Genomic DNA, 18,329 nt, shown 5'->3' with positions numbered 1-18,329 from the left:
GAACAGACCCTGGTCAGCGCGCGATCTGCAGGATCGTCCCGGAGGAGACCGGGGTCGGCGGCTGGGGTTGGGGCGGTGACCACGCGGCGAGCAGGACGGTCATGACTACCATCGCTACAGTTCCGACAACCGACACGAGTGTGCGGCTGTTGATTCGCATGGCGGGGCCCTCGGCTTTCTCGGGGTAGGTGTTTCGGGGGTGTGATCTCCGCGGAGACCGGCCTCGGACCGGGGGAGATCGAGGCCGGGAGCAGCGGCCTCACCTGCAGTGTCGCCGCCGAGAGGGCAAACGTTAGCGGATGCCCGGAATGTTTCCGGGTGTGATGTGAAACTCCCCGAAACCCCTTTGGCGGTACCGGTTTCAGTCCCCGCCCGCCCACATTCCCGATTGCTCCAGGTGATGGGTCAGTAACCGTCCGGTGTGGGTCACGTGCTTGTGCATCGCCGCGCGTGCGCCGTAGGGGTCGTGATTCCGCAGCGCCACCAGGATTTCCCGGTGGTCGGCCACCGCCATGTCGCGCCAGCCGGGCACTCCCGAGGTGAACCGCCGCGGCGTGTAGCGCAGCGCGATTCCCAGGAACCAGGCCAGTTTTCCCGAGTCCGCGACGCTGTTGAGCTCGTGGTGGAAGAGCAGCGCCAGCTCGTCGATCTCCCCGCCGCACCGGCCCGCGCTCTCCATCTCGGCGTACAACGCCTCCAGGCGCGCGAGTTGTTGCGGCCCGATGTCGCGCGCGGCGCGGGCGGCCAACTCCCCGGCGAGCGTGGCCTGCAAACGGTGCGTGTCCTCGACGTCACGGCGGGTCAGCGGCACCACCGTGAACCCGCGCCGCGGCTGCAACTCGACGAAACCCTCGCCGCGCAGCGCCAGAAGCGCCTCCCGGACCGGAGTGACGCTGACGCCCAGCTCGTCGGCGAGCCGCTCCAGGTGCAGGTGCGCGCCGCCGCGCAGCCGGCCGGTGAGGATCCGCTCGCGGATCCAGGCGGCGACCTCCTCCGGCAGCTGCGCACGCCGTCCTGCTCCGGGCATCGCACTCTCGATCTTCGCTGAGTTGGCTCGGCTGTCGGGTTGCGGCGACCCGTGCCCGCCGCCCGGGCCGGCCACCTGCCGGGCGTCGCGTAGCCGCCGGCCGCCCTCGGTGCCGGTCACCGGAGAACTTGATACCACCCCCGTCGGACGTCGCACCCGGATGCCGAGTTCCATCCCGAGGTGAGGTCGGGCGCCACCGCGCGTGGCGCCGGCGATCACCGCCTTCCTGCATGCACGCGTACGCGCGCTCGCGTGCGCGTGCGAGGGGGCGGGTATCGTCGAGGGGCGTGGTAGCCGATCCTGCCGACGCCTCCGAAGAAATCACCCATTCCCTCGCCCAGGCGCGCCTCAACGACGTCCCGGCGCTCGCCGAGCGGCTGATGTCGGCCATCTTCACCGACAACCCGGAGTGGACCGATTACAGCCCGGTGCCACGCGAGGACCTGTGGGAAGGCTGCCACCGCTACCTCGAACGGATCCTGCAGATCCTCAGCGGCGCGGTCTCCGGACCCGATGACGACGACGTCGCCGCCGCGATCGGGCGCAGGCGCGCCGAGCAGGGCGTGCCGCTGGAGGTCATGCTGCGCACCTTCCGGCTCGGCGGCCGGATCGTCTGGGAGGCGCTGGTCGAGCAGGCCCACGCCGACCGCGCCGACCCCGACGTGGTGCTCGGCGCGGCCACCTCGATGTGGACCGTGATCGACGGCCTGTCCTCGACGCTGTCGACCTCCTACCGCAACACCGAGCTGGAGAAGCTGCGCCGCGACGACCAGCGCCGGCACGCGCTGGTCGAGGACCTGCTCAGCGGCCGGGCCAGGGACACCGCCTTCGCCCAGCGCACCGCCAAGGAGCTCGACCTGCCCACCGGCGGGCGCTACCTGGTGGTCGTCGCCGAGATGCGCGCCGACGGCAGCTTCGCGCTGCGCGGCCAGCAGGCCGCGCTGAGCGCGCTCAACGTCCGGTCGGTGTGGCAGGTGCGCGCCGACACCCTGGTCGGCCTGGTGGCGCTGGAGCAGCGCGACGAGCACCCGGTGCTGGAGGTGTTGCGGCCCCTGGCGCGCGGCCGGGTGGCCGCGTCGCCGACGGTGCGCGGGCTGGCCGAGATCGGCCTGGCGCACCAGCTCGCGCTGACCACGCTGGGGACCTCCTCCCACGGCGCGAGCGAGCTGGTGTCGCTGGAGGAGCGCTACCCGGAGGCGCTGCTGGTGCAGTCGCCGGACCTGGCGCAGCGGCTGCTGGAGTCGCAGCTCGGGGCGGTGCTGGAGCTGCCGGTGCGGGAGCGGGACATGCTGCTGGACACCCTGACGGCGTGGCTGGAGGAGAACTGCTCGACCGCCAACGCGGCGGTCCGGCTGCACTGCCACCGCAACACGGTGCTCAACCGGCTGCACCGGATCACGACGCTGATCGGCCAGCCGCTGTACGGGCGAAGCGCCTACGTCGCGCTGTCGCTGGCGCTGTCGGCGCTGCGGCTGCGCGACGGTCTGCGCGGCTGAGGGCGCCGCACGGCTGACGGTGCTTCGCGCCCGGCTCCGTTCCGGGCGGGACCACAGCGCCCGCGTGTCCTGCTGTCCAAGAAGTCACCCGCGTCCTGCTGTCGAAAGAGCCGAGCCTGCACGGTGACGGCCTGACGCGTCCCCTTCCTGCATCTTGCTGACCGATTTGTGCATCTTGTTGCAGTTCCCCGGGCTCCCCGGTCATCTACCGCCACCCTTCCGAGGCAGTGCGCCGTGCGGGAGCGAGGTGGGAAGTGACCCGGACCGACGTGGTACGTCCCGGAAGTGCCGCCAGGGCACGCGGCGGGGGACGCCGCGAGCTGCTGGCCGGCGCGGTCGGCGCGGCCGTGGAGTCGTTCGACTGGACGATCTACGCCGTCATGGCGCCCTACTTCGCGTCGCAGATGTTCGCGGGCGACGACGAGCTGACCAAGCTGCTGGCCGCCTACGCGGGCTTCGCGGTGAGCTTCGTGGTGCGCCCGCTGGGCAGCTACCTGTTCGGCAGGCTCGCCGACTCGCGCGGCAGGCGGTTCGCGCTCGTGGCGAGCATGGGCACGATCTGCCTCGGCAGCCTGCTCATCTCCGCGCTGCCCACGGCCGCGAGCATCGGGATCGCCGCCCCCGTGCTGCTCGTGCTGCTGCGCGCCGTGCAGGGCGTGGCGATGGGCGGGGAACCGCCGAGCGTCGCCGCCTACATCACCGAGACCGCGCCGAAGGACCGCCGGTTCCTCTACAGCGGCCTCTCCCACGGCGGCGTGATCGTGGGCAACGTGCTGTGCTTCGCGGTCGTCGGGTTCCTGCTGCTGTGGATGGGGGAGCGGGGCGTGGCCGACGGCGGCTGGCGCCTCGGGTTCGTCTTCGCGGCGCTGTTCGGGCTGCTGGCGTTCTGGGTCCGCCGGACCGCCGCCGAGAGCGGGGCCTTCGAGCGCGCCGCGACCAGCGGCGCCGCGCAGCCGGTCCGGGTTCGCGCGCACGTCCGCAACATGGTCGCGGTCTTCCTCATGACCACCGGTACGACGGTCGGCTACTACTTCGGCACGACCTACCTGCCCGCCTACGCCGCGCAGGTCGGCGTCGCGCACGCCGCGTCGAACAACCTGAGCATGATCCCGAGCCTTCTCGTGCTGCTGGTCGCGATGGCGGTCAGCGGGCTGCTGGCCGACCGCTTCGGCGGCATGCGGGTCTTCCGCGCCGGAGTGGGGATGCTGGTGGTGATCACCGTGCCGGTGATGGCGGGGCTGGCAGGCGGGGTGCTGCCGCTCTGGGCGGCGACGGTGATCTACCTGGTGCTCGGTGTCGGGCCGACGGTCGCGCTGGTCAACGTGCTCTTCACGCGGATGTTCCCGGTCGGGGTGCGGGTGGTGTGCATGGGGCTGCCCTACACCCTCGCCGTCGCGCTGTTCGGCGGTACGTTCCCGATGGTGGCGCAGGCCCTCGGCGCGGTGGGCCTGCTGCACGCGGTGCCCTGGGTGGCGGCATCCCTCGCCGCGGTGTCGCTCGCCGGCACGGCGGTGCTCAAGCGCGAGGCCCACGAGTCTTCCGGGCCGGCATAGCGACCGGGAAGATCCGCGGCCACGGCGTAGCCGTGCACGCTGCGCAACGGGGATGGGCAGCGCCGAGGAGCCACCGCGGTGCCGCGGGGCGTAGCGCACAATCCGACTGCTGGGGACGGCGCCGGTTGGCGTCGTCCCCAGCGGCGGTCTCCGGCCAAGTCCTAATACGGGCATCGGGCCGGACTGTCGAGCGATCCCCGCGCGCAATTTTCGGAGAAGTTTCGGGCGCCAAAAAACCGATCTGCTCCCGCTGCTCCAAACGGACGCATGCATGTGGTTTCGAGCACACTGCGTGCTCGGATGTAACTCTGTGGTGCCCGTCACCCTCTTGTGATGTGCAGTGTGCACATTCGCTCCCCCGCAAGTCTGGGCGGCCGGGCATGGCGCGGAAGTGGTCGTGCTCACGACACTCAGAGTGAGATTCGCTCGGATGTCCCGGGCCCCTCGAACCAGCGCGTGCAGCACCAAAGGAGCACAGCGAAGTGCAGGAATTCGACGTCCTCGTGATCGGTGGCGGCCCGGGCGGCTACGTCGCGGCGATCCGGGCAGCGCAGCGCGGCCTCTCGGTCGGCGTGGTGGAGAAGGAGCGGACCGGCGGTGTCTGCCTGAACTGGGGCTGCATCCCGACCAAGGCGATGCTGCGCTCCGCCGAGGTGTACGAGACGGTTCTGCACGCGGCCGACTACGGCGTGCAGGCCGAGAACGTCTCCCTCGACTACGACGCGGTCTCGCGACGCAAGGACGGCATCGTCAAGGGCCTCACCGACGGCGTCGCGTCGCTGCTGAAGGCCAACGGCGTCACCGTCATCTACGGCCACGCCCGCTTCACCGGCCCGACCACGCTGGACGTCTACGCCGTCGGCGAGTCCGCGCTCGGCGCAGGCGGCCCCAAGTACGCCGCCGACCCCACCGGCGACCAGCCGGTCGAGCAGGTCAAGGCGCGCGACGTCATCATCGCCACCGGCTCGGTCCCCGTGCAGCTGCCGCTGCCCGGCGCGGACCTGCCGGGCGTGATCACCTCCGACGGCGCGTTCGGTCTCACCGAGGTGCCCAAGCGGATCGCCGTCATCGGCGGCAGCGCCGTCGGCGCCGAGTGGGCCAGCCTGTTCAACACCTTCGGCGCCGAGGTCACCATCATCGAGATGCAGCCGACCCTGGTGCCGGCCGAGGACGCCGAGATCGGCAAGGCGCTGGGCCGTTCCTTCGGCAAGGCGGGCATCAACGTCCTCACCGGCTCGACGGTGTCGAAGATCGAGAGCGCCGGCCGCGGCAAGAACGCCGGCCTGAAGGTCTTCGTCGACGGCCCCAAGGCGCAGGAGATCGACGCCGACGTGGTGCTGGTCGGGGTCGGGCGCAAGCCCAACACCGCCGCGCTGGACCTGGAGAAGGCCGGGGTCGCCACCGACGCCCGCGGCTTCGTGCCGGTCGACGAGCAGTTGCGCACCAACGTCGAGCACGTCTACGCCATCGGCGACGTCACCGGCCGGGTGCTGCTGGCCCACGTCGCCTCGCACCAGGGCGTCACCGCCGCCGAGGTCATCGCGGGCAGCGACCACGCGCGGATGGACTACGACGTCATCCCGGCCGCGACCTTCACCCACCCCGAGATCGCCAGCGTGGGCCTCACCGAGGCGCAGGCCGTCGAGGCCGGGCACGAGGTCGTCACCGGCAAGTTCCCGTTCGCCGCCATCGGCCGCACGAAGACCTACGGCAACTCCGATGGCTTCATGAAGATCGTCGCGGGCAAGCAGTACGGCGAGGTCCTCGGCGTCCACATCATCGGCCAGTCCGCCAGCGACCTGATCACCGAGGGCGCCCTGGCGATCAACCTCGAAGCCACGCTGGACGAGCTCGCCGAGACCGTCCACGCCCACCCGACGCTGGGCGAGATCGGGATGGAGGCGGCGATGTCCGCGCTCGGTCTCCCGATCCACGTAGCACCGCCGAAGAAGCGCTGACCGAAAGGACCTTCCGAGATGGCAGAGACGGCTACCCGCAGCAAGCCTGCCTCGCGAGGCGGGGCGAAGACCCGGCGTGCGACCGCCCCGGTGCGCGGCACCGGCAAGACCCGGTTCGCCGGTGAGTCGCCGGAGCTCCTGCGCGACTACTTCCAGCAGATGACGCTGATCCGCCGGTTCGAGGAGCGCGCCGCCCAGGGCTACACCCAGGCCAAGATCGGCGGCTACTGCCACCTCAACCTCGGTGAGGAGGCCACCGTCGTCGGCCTGATGACGGCGCTGCGCAAGACCGACATCCTGTTCACCAACTACCGCGAGCACGGCTACGCGATCGCCAAGGGCATCGAGCCGGGCCGCGTGATGGCCGAGCTCTACGGCCGCACCACCGGCACCTCCAAGGGCTGGGGCGGCTCGATGCACATGTTCGACGTGGAGGCCGGGCTGCTCGGCGGCTACGGCATCGTCGGCGGCCAGATCCCGCTGGCCACCGGTGCCGCGCTGGCCATCGACTACCGCGGCGGCGACCAGGTCGTGATGTGCCAGATGGGCGACGGCACGACCAACATCGGCGCCTTCCACGAGTCGCTGAACATCGCGGCGCTGTGGAACCTGCCGGTGGTCTTCGTGGTCATCAACAACTACCTCGGCATGGGCACCACCGTGGAGAAGTCCTCGGCCGAGTCCGAGCTGTACAAGCGCGCGGTCGCCTACAACATGCACGGCGAGCGGGTGGACGGCAACGACGTCCTGGCGGTGCGCGACGTGGCGACCCGGCTGGTCGAGCGGGCCCGCGAGACCGGTGCGCCGGCGCTGCTGGAGGCCACCAGCCAGCGGCTCAAGGGCCACTCGGTGGTCGACCCGGCCAAGTACCGCAGCGAGGAGGACAACGCCAAGGCCCGCGCCGCGGACCCGGTGTTCAACTTCCGCGCCCAGCTGATCGAGGCCGGTGTCCTCGACGAGGACGGCGCCGCCGAGATCGAGCAGAAGGCCCAGGCCGACGCCGACGCCGCGGTCGCCTTCGCCGACGACAGCCCGCACCCCGACGTGTCGACGCTGTTCGACTACACCTATGCCACCCCGGTGGCCAACGACTCGCGCCGCCTGCCCGCCGACCCGGTCTTCTGACCCGGTTACCGGACCAGGTCCGCCGGCCCGGGGCCGTCCCGGTTCGCTGACCGGGTCCGCCGCCGAGCGCGATTCCGACACCCCGCCGCAGGACCCGTGGGTCTTCCGCGCCGCCACCGCGACCCGGAAGACCCGCGGCCCCCTTTCTTGGAGAAACACCCTTGGCCGTCATGACCTATCGCCAAGCGCTGCACGACACGCTTCGCGAAGAGATGCTGCGCGATGAGGACGTCTTGCTCATCGGCGAGGAAATCGGAGTCTTCGAGGGCTCCTACAAGATCACCGCCGGGCTGCTCAAGGAGTTCGGCGAGAAGCGGGTGCGCGACACCCCGATCGCCGAGGAGGGCTTCGTCGGCGCCGCCATCGGCGCGGCCATGCTCGGGCTGCGCCCGGTCGTGGAGCTCATGACGATCAACTTCTCGCTGATCGCGCTGGACCAGATCGTCAACCACGCGGCCAAGATCTACGGCATGTTCGGCGGGCAGACCAGCGTGCCGATGGTCATGCGCACCCCCGGTGGCGGCGGGCAGCAGCTCGGCGCCACGCACTCGCAGAACATCGAGCTGTACTACGCCTTCGTGCCGGGCCTGAAGGTCGTCGCGCCGAGCACGCCCGCCGACGCCAAGGCGCTGCTGCTGGCCTCCATCCGCGACAACGACCCGGTGCTGTTCCTGGAGAACCTCTCGCTCTACAACACCAAGGGCGAGGTTCCCGACGAGGTCGAGCCCGCCGAGATCGGCAAGGCGAAGGTGACCCGCGAGGGCAGCGACATCACCATCATCGGCTACTCGCGGATGGCGATGGTCGCCCAGCAGGTCGCCGACAAGCTGCACGCCGACGAGGGCATCGACGCCGAGGTCGTCGACCTGCGCAGCCTGCGCCCGCTGGACCGCGACACGCTCGTGGAGTCGGTGCGCAAGACCGGCTGCGCGGTGATCGCCGAGGACGACTGGCTGACCTACGGCATCGGCGCCGAGATCGCGGCCTCGATCTCCGACGGCGCGTTCGACTACCTCGACGCCCCGGTGCGCCGGGTCGCCGCCGCCGAGGTGCCGCTGCCCTACGCCAAGCCGCTGGAGCGCGCCGCGCTGCCGTCGGCGGAGTCCCTGACCACAGCGGTCCACCAGACGCTGGACGCGGTCGGCCGCCGCCGCTGACCAGACGCCCCCGATGGGGCGTCAGGTGGCGCGACGCGCCATCCGCGCTCGCGCGGATGCTCGAGCCCACGTGGTTGCTCCGCCCGCTCCGTACCCCGACCCAAGCCTTCGCCGAGAGGCACTCCGAGGAAGACCATGACTGACATTCAGATGCCGAGGCTCTCCGACACCATGGAGGAGGGCGTCATCGCCAACTGGCGCAAGCAGGTCGGCGACAAGGTGAACCGCGGCGACGTGGTGGCCGAGATCGAGACCGACAAGGCCCTCATGGAGCTGGAGGCCTACGACGACGGCGTGCTGGAGAAGGTGCTCGTCGGCGAGGGCGAGACGGTGCCGATCGGCACCCCGATCGCCGTCCTCGGCGACGGTTCGGGTGCGGCCGCCGCCGAGGCCCCGGCCTCGGCTCCCGCTCCGGCCGCCGAGCCGGCGGAGCCGGCCGCGGCCGAGCCGGCGGAGTCCGCCTCCGCCGCGCCCGCTGCCTCGGCCGCTCCCGCACAGGCTCAGGCGCAGCCGGCCGCCGTGCCCGCCGAGCCGGGTGCGAAGCCGAAGGCCTCGCCGCTGGCCAAGGCGGTCGCCAAGGACCTCGGCGTGGACATCTCCACGGTGACCGGCACCGGACCCGGCGGCCGCATCATCCGGGCCGACATCGAGGCCGCCGCGTCGGCCGCGCCCGCCCCCGCCGCGTCCGCCGCCGAGCAGGCGCCCGCCGCACCGGCCGCCCCGGCCGTCGCGCAGGCCGGCGAGGACGTCGAGGAGATCCCGCTCAGCAACATCCGCAAGGTCACCGCGAAGCGGCTCACCGAGAGCAAGCAGACCGCGCCGCACTTCTACCTGACCAGCGCGGTCGACGTCACCGACCTGGTGGCGTTCCGGGCCGACCTCAACGAGCGGCTGCAGGCGGCCGGCGGGCCGAAGGTCAGCATCAACGACCTGATCGTCAAGGCGGTCGCCACCGCGCTGAAGGCCAACCCGACGCTGAACGTCTCCTTCGGCGGCGACAAGATCCTCCAGCACAAGCGGATCAACCTCGGTGTCGCGGTCGCGATCGACTCCGGTCTGGTCGTGCCGGTGATCCCCGACGCCGACCGCAAGAGCGTCTCGGAGATCGCCGCCGAGGGCCGCGAGAAGGCGGGCCGGGCGCGCGAGGGCAAGCTCAAGCTCGACGAGATGACCGGCGGCACCTTCACCATCTCGAACCTGGGCATGTTCGGCATCGAGCACTTCTCGGCCGTGATCAACCCGCCGGAGGCGGGCATCCTCGCGGTCGGTGCCACCAAGGACGAGGTGCAGGTGCGCGACGGCGAGTTCGTGGCCCGCAAGATCATGCGGATGACCCTGTCGGCCGACCACCGCGCCGTCGACGGCGCGGTCGGCGCGGTCTTCATGCAGCAGCTCACCGCGCTGCTGGAGGACCCGCTCCGCATCATCGCCTGACGCACGGCGACCGCTCCCGCCCCGGCAGGCCATTCGCGCGGCAGCGCGGATGGTCGCAGCGCCCCGAGACCAAGCCCCTTCCGCGATAACCCCCGACTCTCGCGGAAGGGGCTTCTTCACGTCGTGGAGTGGGGTTTTCAGAGTTGCGAACCCGATGCTTCGCGTTTTCGTCCACATAGAACAGGCGGTGACTTTCGGCTCTGGCTCCCCGCGGGACCCCATCGGGAGACTTGCGCGCGGGAGCAGGAGAGCCGCCGAGGCCGCGCGTACGGGATCGAAGCAACGCCCGGCGGATCGCGCCCGTTCAAGGGGCGGGATGCGCGATCGGCTCGCCTGGCGCCTTTGGCTCTGCGTGCGACGACGCTCTGGCGGACTTCCTCCCGGTTTCGGCCTGGTTTGAGGGGAGGCGATCATGGTCCGCACCGAGTTCAGCATCTACGCGATGACGCCGGAGAAGGACGGTGTCTTCCACTTCCACGACGGGAGCTGGGTCCAGGTGGGTGGCCCGGCGGCCCGGCTCTTCGGCGGCAACAGGGGACTGGTGGCCACCACTCCCGACACCGGGGACTTGTTCATGTATCTCAACACACCGTTCAGTTGGGCGCACATCGGGGGTCCGGGTGCTTCGTTCGCGGTGACCGGGGATTCGGTGTACGGGTTGAGCAAGTTCCCGGGAGGTGGTGGTGTTTTCCGGTATGACGGTTCCGGCATGTCCTGGACGGAGATCGGCAGTGTTGCGGGGGAGATCTATGGCGGCCCCTGGGGGCTGGTGGCCACCACTCCCGACACCGGGGACTTGTTCATGTATCTCAACACACCGTTCAGTTGGGCGCACATCGGGGGTCCGGGTGCTTCGTTCGCGGTGACCGGGGATTCGGTGTACGGGTTGAGCAAGTTCCCGGGAGGTGGTGGTGTTTTCCGGTATGACGGTTCCGGTATGTCCTGGACGGAGATCGGCAGTGTTGCGGGGGAGATCTATGGCGGCCCCTGGGGGCTGGTGGCGACCAACCCCGACAACGGAGAGCTGTTCGGTTTCCAGTTCCACAGTCCGGAGGACAACCCGGACAACCCGCCTCAGTGGCGTCACATCGGGGGTCCCGGCGCATCGTTCGCGGTCAGCCTCGAGAACATTTTCGGGCTGAGCACCAACCCCGACGGAGGTGGTGTGTTCCGCTTCGACGGCGACCCGGCGAACTGGACCCGGATCGGTGGTCCGGCGAACTCCATCGTCGCCGCTCTCTGGACCGGGTAGCGGCGGAAAGGTCGTGACGCGCACTTCGGCGTCGGTGCCCTCCGGGCAGCAGCCGCGTTGACACCGCAGGTGCGCTTCCGTGAGATGTGCCGGTGGAGTTGCCGAAGTCGACCCTCACCGGGACGTGGCGAACCACCAGCGGGCCTTGTAGATCCCGGCGTCCTCCAGGGTCAAAGCCCCCGCGGCCTGTTCGAGCTGCACGGTTTCGGTGCACCACGTGCAGGTGTGCCCCGGCTGCGGCGACGTCGAGAGCACGCGGCCGGTCGAAGGGTCGCTGCCGACCGTCTTGACGCCTTCCCTGTCGATGCGCCCGGCGCCGGGGTAGTCGTCGAGGAAGGCGTTGCGCGACTTCGAGTACTGGTACACCCGTGTGCCGGTGCTGACCCACAGCAGGTCGGCGTTGCCGGGGACCGGGGTCAGGTCGTGGCCGTGACGGGTCGGCAGCGCCACCTTCCGCGTCTCCGTCAGCACCGGGTCGGCCACAGTGCCCCCGATGGTCAGCACCACGAGGTGGTCGTCGCCGAGCGCCCACAGCACTCCGCGCTCGCCGTCCCACACCACGCCGTGTCCGCCAGGCATCGGGTATTCGGCGTGGTGCGTGCTGCGCGGGCCCTGCGAGGCGGTGTAGACGCGGATCCACCCGCCGGTGCTGGCGGCGACGGCGACGTTGCCGTCCGGGAGCAGTTCGATGCTGTGCGGGTTGTTGCGCGCGTCGACGTCGGCGGCCCAGTAGGAGCCGGTGCCCTGCGGGTAGGGCACGACGGCGGCCAGGCCTTTGGAGTCGGTGGTGAGCAGGTACCGGCGGCCGCCGCGTTCGACGAGCTTCGCCTCGTCGGGGTTGCCCCAGTTGCCGGTGAACTCGCCCATCCCGTTGTCCCGCGTGGGCTTCCACGACCACAGGAACCTCGGCGCGTCCCAGGCGGCCTGGTCGGCCTCGAGCACCAGGATGCGGTCGCTCGCCTGCTCGGTGACGACGATCGGGCCATCGGTGGCCTGGGTGCCAGGGGCGGCACCGGCCACCCCGCTGAGCCCGATCAGGCTCGTCAAGCAGGCGACCGCGGTGAGCCCCAGGGCCTTCCGGCGCGGGTGTCGTGCGCCCATCATGTCCTCCCGGTTCGACGCGGACGACCACCGTCCGCGAACTGATCGAACCGGCAGCCGGCATCCAGTGGAAGAGCAACCGGCGAACCGGAGGTGACACCGGCACCAACCTGCCGAGGCCGTCAGACGGCGCCGGTCTCCTCCCGGTAGACCCGCACCAGCTCCGGCGCGTAGGCCAGCAGCAGCTCCAGCATGCTGACCGGTGCGCCGACGGGGTTCGGGAGCGAGATGTCGTAGGCGGCGTGTGCACCGCGGTAGACGGGGACGGGCGTGGTCACGTCGGTCAGCCAGCGCAGGAAGTCGGCCGGGACGAACGGGATTCCGAGCGGTCCCGCGATGTGTTCGTCCAGTAGGATCAAGGCGGTCTGCGGGTTGCGCATCATCCACCGGTAGAGCTGGGCGAACTGGAAGAGGTTCCACTCCATCCGGGCGGGGCTCACCCCGGCGCGCTCCGCCAGGCGGCGTCCGTGGTCGGTCGACACCTGTTCGGCCTGGCTCCACGCCTGGTCGTGCACCGAGCGGTCGGTCAGCTCGCCCCGCCGCATCCGGTTGAGGTAGTCGGCCCACAGCGGTGCGCCGGGGTTCCCGAAGTCGTCGTCGGACACACCGAGCGCGATGGCGGTGCCGCGCTCAATCCCTTCGAGATCACCAGAATCCACATGGGACACCCATGAACCCCTTGCTCCCATTCCCTTCTCGCTGAAGAAGGTGAGCAGACCTTCGATGTTGCGCCAGTGCCGGAAACCGGGCACGTGCTCGGCCGCGACGCGGTCCTGCAACGCACGGATGAAGACCAGCCGCTCCCGCAGTGGCAACGACTCCAGCTCGCTCGCAGTGCAGTCCAGTGTGGACGCGCACCGGGCGCCGTCGCGGGCCTGCGCGAGCGCGGGTGCGGCGGTCGCGGTGAGCAGCATTGCGAGCAGCAGCGTGATCAAGGGCCGGATGGTCCCCACGGCGTGTCCTCCTGAGTCCGGTTGCGTGAGAAGGCAACCAGAATGCCGGAGGCCGAGCCTCTGCTGACATCCGATGGGGTGTCGTTCCACCTGATCGGGAAATAGCACCCGGTCGGCGTCCCGGTGCCGCACCGGGACGCCGATGCCCACTGGGAAACCTGGGTGGCAGCCGGGACCACCCGGAAACCGGGGGGAGGCCACCGCGGACCGGCGGCCTCCCCACGGCTCTCACAGCCGCGTCCACGCCTCCGACAGCACCGAGCGCAGGATCTGCTCGACCTCGTCGAAGTGCTCCTGGGTGCAGATCAGCGGCGGCGCGAGCTGGATCACCGGTTCGGCGCGGTCGTCGGCGCGGCAGTAGAGCCCGGCGTCGAACAGTGCGTCGGAGACGTAGCCGCGCAGCACGCGCTCGGCGTCGTCCGGGGTGAAGGTCGCCTTGGTCGCTTTGTCCTTCACCAGCTCGATGCCGTAGAAGTAGCCCTGCCCGCGCACGTCGCCGACGATCGGCAGGTCGAGCAGCTTCTCCAGCGTGGCGCGGAAGTTCGCCTCGTTGGACAGCACCCGGCCGTAGAGGTCCTCGGACTCCATGACGTCGAGGTTGGCCATCGCCACCGCGCACGAGACGGGATGTCCGCCGTAGGTCGAGCCGTGCGCGAAGCTGCTGCCGCCGGACAGGAACGGCCGCATCAGCCGTTCGTCGGCGATCATCGCGCCCAGCGGCGCGTAGCCGGAGGTGAGGCCCTTGGCGGTGGTGATGATGTCGGGCTGGTAGCCGTAGCGGTTGGCGCCGAAGTCGTGCCCCAGGCGGCCGAATGCGCAGATCACCTCGTCGGAGACCAGCAGGACGTCGTAGGCGTCGCAGATCTCGCGGACCCGCTGCCAGTAGCCGGGCGGCGGCGGGAAGCAGCCGCCGGTGTTCTGCAGCGGTTCGAGGAACACCGCCGCCACGGTGTCCGGCCCCTCCATCTCGATGGCCAGCGCGACCTGGTCGGCGGCCCACCGGCCGAACGCCTCGTAGTCGCCGGCGTGCTCGGGAGCGCGGTAGAAGTTGGTGTTGGGCACCTTGATGGCGCTGGGCACCAGCGGTTCGAAGTCCTGCTTCGCGCCCGGGATGCCGGTGATCGACAGCGCACCCTGCGACGTGCCGTGGTAGGCCAGCGAGCGGCTGATCACCTTGTGCTTGGTCGGCTTGCCGGTCTTCTTGAAGTACTGCTTGGCCAGCTTCCACGCGGTTTCGACGGCCTCGCCGCCGCCTCCGGTGAAGAAGACCCGGTTCAGCTCGCCCGGCGCCTGCGCGGCGATCCGCTCGGCGAGCTCGATGGCGCTGGGGTGCGCGTGCGACCACAGCGGGAAGTAGGCGAGCTTGCGGGTCTGCTCGGCCGCGGCCAGCGCCAACTCCTCGCGGCCGTGGCCGACCTGGACCGCGAACAGCCCGGCCAGGCCGTCGAGGTAGCGCTTGCCGCGCTCGTCGTAGACGTAGGCGCCCTCGCCGCGGGTGATCACCGGGATCTCCCGGTCGGCGTAGCCGGCGTGCTGGGCGAAGTGCAACCACAGGTGGTCGCGGGCTCGGTCGCCGAGCGTCCTGGTGGCGGCGGGGTTCTCCGTCGCGGTCATGATCAACCTCGCGTTCTGGATGGCTTTGCGGTTTCCATCGTAGATGAGCGACTAAGCAACTGAAAGCGTCGTCCGGTATCGAGATTACGACTGTTTCGAGATGATCCAGTGCGTCTCACGACGGCTCCGGAGGTGGCAGGCGTAGTACAGCCCGGCCAGGGCGACGACCCCGCCCGTCAGCAGCAGGTCGGTGGTCTCCTGGTTCGCCAGCGCCAGGCAGATGGCCGCGATCGTCACCACCGCCGGGACCGGCCACAGCGGCATCCGCCACCCGTGCTCGGCCCGCTGCCGCCGCGACCGCAGCGCCGCGACCGCCAGCAGCAGGTAGAGCGCGGCGACGACCACGCCGGTGACGCCGATGAGCGCCTCGATGTCGGCCAGCCCGGCCAGGACCGCGCCCGGCAGGCCCACCGCGAGGGTCGCCACCCACGGCGAGCGCCAGCGGGGGTGCAGCCGGGTCAGCGCGCGGTTGACCGCCGACGGCCACGCCCGGTCGCGCGCCGAGGCGTAGAGGACGCGGGCGTTCTGCAGGACCATGACGATCACCGCGTTGAGGATCGCCGCGGCCACGGTCAGGCTCACGAACGCCGCGAGCACCGGTCCGCCCCACGACTCGACGATGGCGGTGAAGTCGGCGCCGGCCAGGTCCGCCTCGGTGGGCGCACCGAGCACGACCGCGGCCGTCGGCACCACGATGATCAACACCGACGCCAGCAGCGAGCAGATCACCGTCCGCGCCACGCTGCGGCGCGGGTCGCGCAGTTCCTCCGACAGGTAGACCGCGCTGCCGAAGCCCTGGAAGGTGAAGATGCCGACGGTGAGGCCGGTCAGCAGCACGCCCGCGGTGAACGGCGCGGACCCGCCCGCGGCGTCCGGGACGACCGGCGCCACCAGCGTGCTCACCGGCCGTTCGGCGTTGGCGAAGCCGAACACCGCCACCAGTGCGGCGGCCAGCACCTCGATGCCGAGGAAGATCCCGGTCACCAGCGCGTTGGAGCGGACGTCCAGCAGTGCGGTCGCGGTGGCCAGCGCCATCACCGCCGCGCCGGTCAGCGACGGGTCCAGGCCGACGAAGGCGCTCAGGTAGTCGGCCGTGCCCAGGGCGATCACCGGCGGCACGACGACGATCATCGTCAGGCTCATGACGAAGGTGACCCACCCGGCGCCGCGGCCGAGCACCCGCGCCACGATCGAGTACTCCCCGCCGGCGTGCGGGAAGCGGGTGCCCAGCTCGCTGTAGCAGCACGCGACGCCGAGCGAGACCAGCGCGCCGAGCACGAGGGTGAGCACCACGCCGGTGCCCTGGGTCTGCACCAGCGGCGGCACGACGATGAACAGCGACGAAGCCGGGGTCACGCAGGACAGCGTCAGCAGGACGCCGCCGAACACGGTCAGCACTCTGGGCAGGTTCTCGGTCCGGGCCGGTGACGCCTGGGCGTCATCGATTCGCGACATGTGGGTGCCTCGCAGGGGATTCGAGGGGCAGGGCAGCGCGCGCGTGGCGTCCCATTGAAAGCAGCGGGCGTTGCCGCGTCAATACTCCGGCAACGAAAAAAGTGGTTCCGGAGCACGTATTGCCATCGAAAGCGTTGCGGGAGAGCATGTTCGCGACTGAGTCAGTCGATCCGATCGATTTTGAGCGTTGAAGGAAGAGGTGTGCCGATGGCGGGCAGCCGGGTGCTCGACAACTTCATCGACGGCCGCTGGGTGCCGGCGGCCGACGGGCGTGCGCTGGAGGTGCTCGACCCGGTCACCGACGAGGTCCAGGCCGAGCAGGCGTTGTCCGGGCCTGCCGACGTCGAGGCCGCGATGTCGGCCGCGGACAAGGCTTTCCGCGACTGGCGGCGCACCACGCCCGCGCAGCGCCAGCTCGCGCTGACCCGCATCGCCGACGCCGTCGAGGCGCGTGCGGAGGAGGTCATCGCGGTCGAGTGCGCCGACACAGGCAAGCCGCTGGCGACGACCCGCGCCGAGGAGATGCCGATGGTGCTGGACCACCTCCGGTTCTTCGCCGGGGCGGCGCGGGTGCTGGAGGGCAGGGCCGCGGGCGAGTACATGGCCGGGCACACCTCGTTCGTGCGCCGCGAGCCGGTCGGTGTCTGCGCGCAGGTGACGCCGTGGAACTACCCGCTGCTGATGGCGATCTGGAAGATCGCTCCCGCGCTGGCCGCCGGCAACACCGTCGTGCTCAAGCCGTCGGAGACGACCCCGGCGAGCACGCTGCTGCTCGCCGGGATCGCCTCGGAGTTCCTGCCCGCGGGCGTGTTCAACGTCGTCACCGGCGACCGCGACACCGGGCGGCTGCTCGTGGAGCACCCGGTGCCGCGGATGGCCTCCATCACCGGATCGGTGCGGGCGGGCATGGAGGTCGCCGGGTCGGCCGCCCGCGACCTCAAGCGCGTCCACCTGGAACTCGGCGGCAAGGCCCCGGTGCTGGTCTTCGACGACGCCGACATCGCCGCGGCGGCCGAGGGCATCGCCACCGCCGGGTACTTCAACGCCGGGCAGGACTGCACCGCGGCGACCCGGGTGCTCGTCCACGACGCGGTGCACGACGACTTCCTCGCCGCGCTGACCGAGCAGGCGCGTGCGACGCGGACGGGCGCCTCCGACGACCCCGACGTCCTCTACGGGCCGCTCAACAGCGCGGCGCAACTGGAGAAGGTCGCGGGCTTCGTGGACCGGCTGCCCGCCCACGCGACAGTCCACTGTGGTGGGGAGCGGGTCGGTGACCGCGGGTACTTCTACGCGCCGACGGTCGTCTCGGGCCTGCGCCAGGACGACGAGATCGTGCAGGAGGAGGTCTTCGGGCCGGTGCTGACCGTGCAGCGGTTCAGCGACGAGCAGGACGCCTACGACAAGGCCAACGCCGTGCGCTACGGGCTGGCCTCATCGGTGTGGACCACCGACCACGGGCGGGCGATGCGGGCGAGCGCGGAGCTGGAGTTCGGCACGGTGTGGATCAACACCCACATCCCGCTGGTCGCCGAGATGCCGCACGGCGGCTTCCGGCATTCCGGCTACGGCAAGGACCTGTCGATGTACGGCCTGGAGGACTACACCCGCGTCAAGCACGTGATGTCGAGCCTGGGCTAGGGCCTGTGCTCGCGGTGGCTCAGCGCAGCGTGCCCCAGGCGTAGGTCTGCTTGCGGAGCTTGAGGTAGACGAAGGTCTCGGTGCCCGTGACGGCGTCCAGGCTGCGGATGCGCCGGTTGATCACTTCCAGCAGCTGGTCGTCGTCGCGGCACACCACCTCGACGAGCACGTCGAAGGACCCGGCGGTGACCACGACGTACTCGATCTCCTCGATCTCGGCGAGCTCGTCGGCGACCCGTTGCGCGTCACCGGAGACCTTGACCCCGATCATCGCCTGGCGCAGGAAGCCGAGCTGGAGCGGATCGGTCACCGCGACGATCTGCACCATCCCGGAGTCGAGCAGCCGCTGGACCCGCTGGCGCACGGCGGCCTCGGACAGGCCCACGGCCTTGCCGATGGCCGCGTACGAGCGGCGGCCGTCCTCCTGCAGCTGCTCGATGATCAGCTTGGACAGCTCGTCGACGGCGACCGTGCTCCGCGCGGGAGCGGTGTTCTTCGAGGTGCTGTCCGGGTTGTCCTGTTCCCGGTCCACCGGCTTGCGTGCCACAGCGACGTATCGTCGT

At 70.7% G+C, this 18,329-nt stretch carries 14 protein-coding genes; 8 read left to right on the top strand and 6 right to left on the bottom strand.

Going from position 1 to position 18,329, the window contains the following annotated elements; translation table 11 throughout:
* Positions 1-361: 361 nt before the first annotated feature.
* The gene (locus SACE_RS27235; RefSeq protein WP_011874804.1) at positions 362-1,027 is read right to left on the bottom strand and encodes a GntR family transcriptional regulator; all 666 of its coding nucleotides are present in this window, start codon (positions 1,025-1,027) and stop codon (positions 362-364) included.
* 287 nt (positions 1,028-1,314) lie between these two features.
* Here SACE_RS27235 and SACE_RS27230 point away from each other — a divergent pair, with 287 nt between their 5' ends.
* The 7 genes from SACE_RS27230 (at position 1,315) to SACE_RS27200 (ending at position 11,002) form a co-directional block, all read left to right on the top strand.
* The gene (locus tag SACE_RS27230) at positions 1,315-2,523 is read left to right on the top strand and encodes a PucR family transcriptional regulator (RefSeq protein ID WP_009948235.1); all 1,209 of its coding nucleotides are present in this window, start codon (positions 1,315-1,317) and stop codon (positions 2,521-2,523) included.
* Positions 2,524-2,777: 254 nt separating this feature from the next.
* Positions 2,778-4,076 carry an MFS transporter gene (locus SACE_RS27225; protein WP_009948236.1) on the top strand — a complete coding sequence of 433 codons (1,299 nt, stop codon included), beginning with the start codon at positions 2,778-2,780 and terminating at the stop codon, positions 4,074-4,076.
* Between the two features lie 482 nt (positions 4,077-4,558).
* Positions 4,559-6,034 carry a dihydrolipoyl dehydrogenase gene (gene lpdA, locus SACE_RS27220; RefSeq protein ID WP_009948237.1) on the top strand — a complete coding sequence of 492 codons (1,476 nt, stop codon included), beginning with the start codon at positions 4,559-4,561 and terminating at the stop codon, positions 6,032-6,034.
* Positions 6,035-6,052: 18 nt separating this feature from the next.
* Complete coding sequence (gene pdhA, locus SACE_RS27215) at positions 6,053-7,159, top strand: pyruvate dehydrogenase (acetyl-transferring) E1 component subunit alpha (protein WP_029621810.1); 1,107 nt, start codon at positions 6,053-6,055, stop codon at positions 7,157-7,159.
* 170 nt (positions 7,160-7,329) lie between these two features.
* The gene (locus SACE_RS27210; RefSeq protein WP_372491171.1) at positions 7,330-8,316 is read left to right on the top strand and encodes an alpha-ketoacid dehydrogenase subunit beta; all 987 of its coding nucleotides are present in this window, start codon (positions 7,330-7,332) and stop codon (positions 8,314-8,316) included.
* A 135-nt stretch (positions 8,317-8,451) separates the two neighbouring features.
* On the top strand, positions 8,452-9,750 hold the full coding sequence (locus tag SACE_RS27205; RefSeq protein ID WP_029621812.1) for a pyruvate dehydrogenase complex dihydrolipoamide acetyltransferase: 1,299 nt from the start codon (positions 8,452-8,454) through the stop codon (positions 9,748-9,750).
* A 412-nt stretch (positions 9,751-10,162) separates the two neighbouring features.
* Positions 10,163-11,002 carry a hypothetical protein gene (locus SACE_RS27200; RefSeq protein WP_009948243.1) on the top strand — a complete coding sequence of 280 codons (840 nt, stop codon included), beginning with the start codon at positions 10,163-10,165 and terminating at the stop codon, positions 11,000-11,002.
* 114 nt (positions 11,003-11,116) lie between these two features.
* Here SACE_RS27200 and SACE_RS27195 read toward each other — a convergent pair whose 3' ends face one another.
* The 4 genes from SACE_RS27195 to SACE_RS27180 all read right to left on the bottom strand — a co-directional run bounded on the left by SACE_RS27195 (position 11,117) and on the right by SACE_RS27180 (position 16,125).
* Positions 11,117-12,103, bottom strand: coding sequence for a DUF6528 family protein (locus tag SACE_RS27195; RefSeq protein WP_011874803.1), 987 nt, complete (start codon positions 12,101-12,103; stop codon positions 11,117-11,119).
* A 122-nt stretch (positions 12,104-12,225) separates the two neighbouring features.
* Positions 12,226-13,056, bottom strand: coding sequence for a hypothetical protein (locus SACE_RS27190; protein WP_009948245.1), 831 nt, complete (start codon positions 13,054-13,056; stop codon positions 12,226-12,228).
* A 228-nt stretch (positions 13,057-13,284) separates the two neighbouring features.
* Positions 13,285-14,670 carry an aspartate aminotransferase family protein gene (locus tag SACE_RS27185; RefSeq protein ID WP_009948246.1) on the bottom strand — a complete coding sequence of 462 codons (1,386 nt, stop codon included), beginning with the start codon at positions 14,668-14,670 and terminating at the stop codon, positions 13,285-13,287.
* A gap of 84 nt (positions 14,671-14,754) precedes the next feature.
* On the bottom strand, positions 14,755-16,125 hold the full coding sequence (locus SACE_RS27180) for an APC family permease (RefSeq protein ID WP_009948248.1): 1,371 nt from the start codon (positions 16,123-16,125) through the stop codon (positions 14,755-14,757).
* A gap of 207 nt (positions 16,126-16,332) precedes the next feature.
* On the opposite strand from SACE_RS27180, the gene SACE_RS27175 reads away from it, so the two are divergent.
* Positions 16,333-17,766 (top strand): gamma-aminobutyraldehyde dehydrogenase, encoded by a 1,434-nt coding sequence (locus tag SACE_RS27175; protein WP_009948249.1) that lies wholly within the window; start codon positions 16,333-16,335, stop codon positions 17,764-17,766.
* Positions 17,767-17,785: 19 nt separating this feature from the next.
* Here SACE_RS27175 and SACE_RS27170 read toward each other — a convergent pair whose 3' ends face one another.
* On the bottom strand, positions 17,786-18,313 hold the full coding sequence (locus tag SACE_RS27170; protein ID WP_009948250.1) for an Lrp/AsnC family transcriptional regulator: 528 nt from the start codon (positions 18,311-18,313) through the stop codon (positions 17,786-17,788).
* Positions 18,314-18,329 lie beyond the last annotated feature (16 nt).

Source organism: Saccharopolyspora erythraea NRRL 2338, from assembly GCF_000062885.1.
In the GTDB taxonomy this organism is placed as follows: Bacteria; Actinomycetota; Actinomycetes; order Mycobacteriales; family Pseudonocardiaceae; genus Saccharopolyspora_D; species Saccharopolyspora_D erythraea.
Note: the sequence above shows the minus strand (reverse complement) of the source record. Positions and strands in the feature narration are given on the sequence as shown.

Coding starts and splice junctions, on each gene's coding strand:
- SACE_RS27235 (WP_011874804.1), bottom strand. CDS start 1,027: ATGCCCGGAGCAGGACGGCGTGCGCAGCTGCCGGAGGAGGTCGCCGCC.
- pdhA (WP_029621810.1), top strand. CDS start 6,053: ATGGCAGAGACGGCTACCCGCAGCAAGCCTGCCTCGCGAGGCGGGGCG.
- SACE_RS27210 (WP_372491171.1), top strand. CDS start 7,330: ATGACCTATCGCCAAGCGCTGCACGACACGCTTCGCGAAGAGATGCTG.
- SACE_RS27205 (WP_029621812.1), top strand. CDS start 8,452: ATGACTGACATTCAGATGCCGAGGCTCTCCGACACCATGGAGGAGGGC.
- SACE_RS27200 (WP_009948243.1), top strand. CDS start 10,163: ATGGTCCGCACCGAGTTCAGCATCTACGCGATGACGCCGGAGAAGGAC.
- SACE_RS27195 (WP_011874803.1), bottom strand. CDS start 12,103: ATGGGCGCACGACACCCGCGCCGGAAGGCCCTGGGGCTCACCGCGGTC.
- SACE_RS27185 (WP_009948246.1), bottom strand. CDS start 14,670: ATGACCGCGACGGAGAACCCCGCCGCCACCAGGACGCTCGGCGACCGA.
- SACE_RS27180 (WP_009948248.1), bottom strand. CDS start 16,125: ATGTCGCGAATCGATGACGCCCAGGCGTCACCGGCCCGGACCGAGAAC.
- SACE_RS27175 (WP_009948249.1), top strand. CDS start 16,333: ATGGCGGGCAGCCGGGTGCTCGACAACTTCATCGACGGCCGCTGGGTG.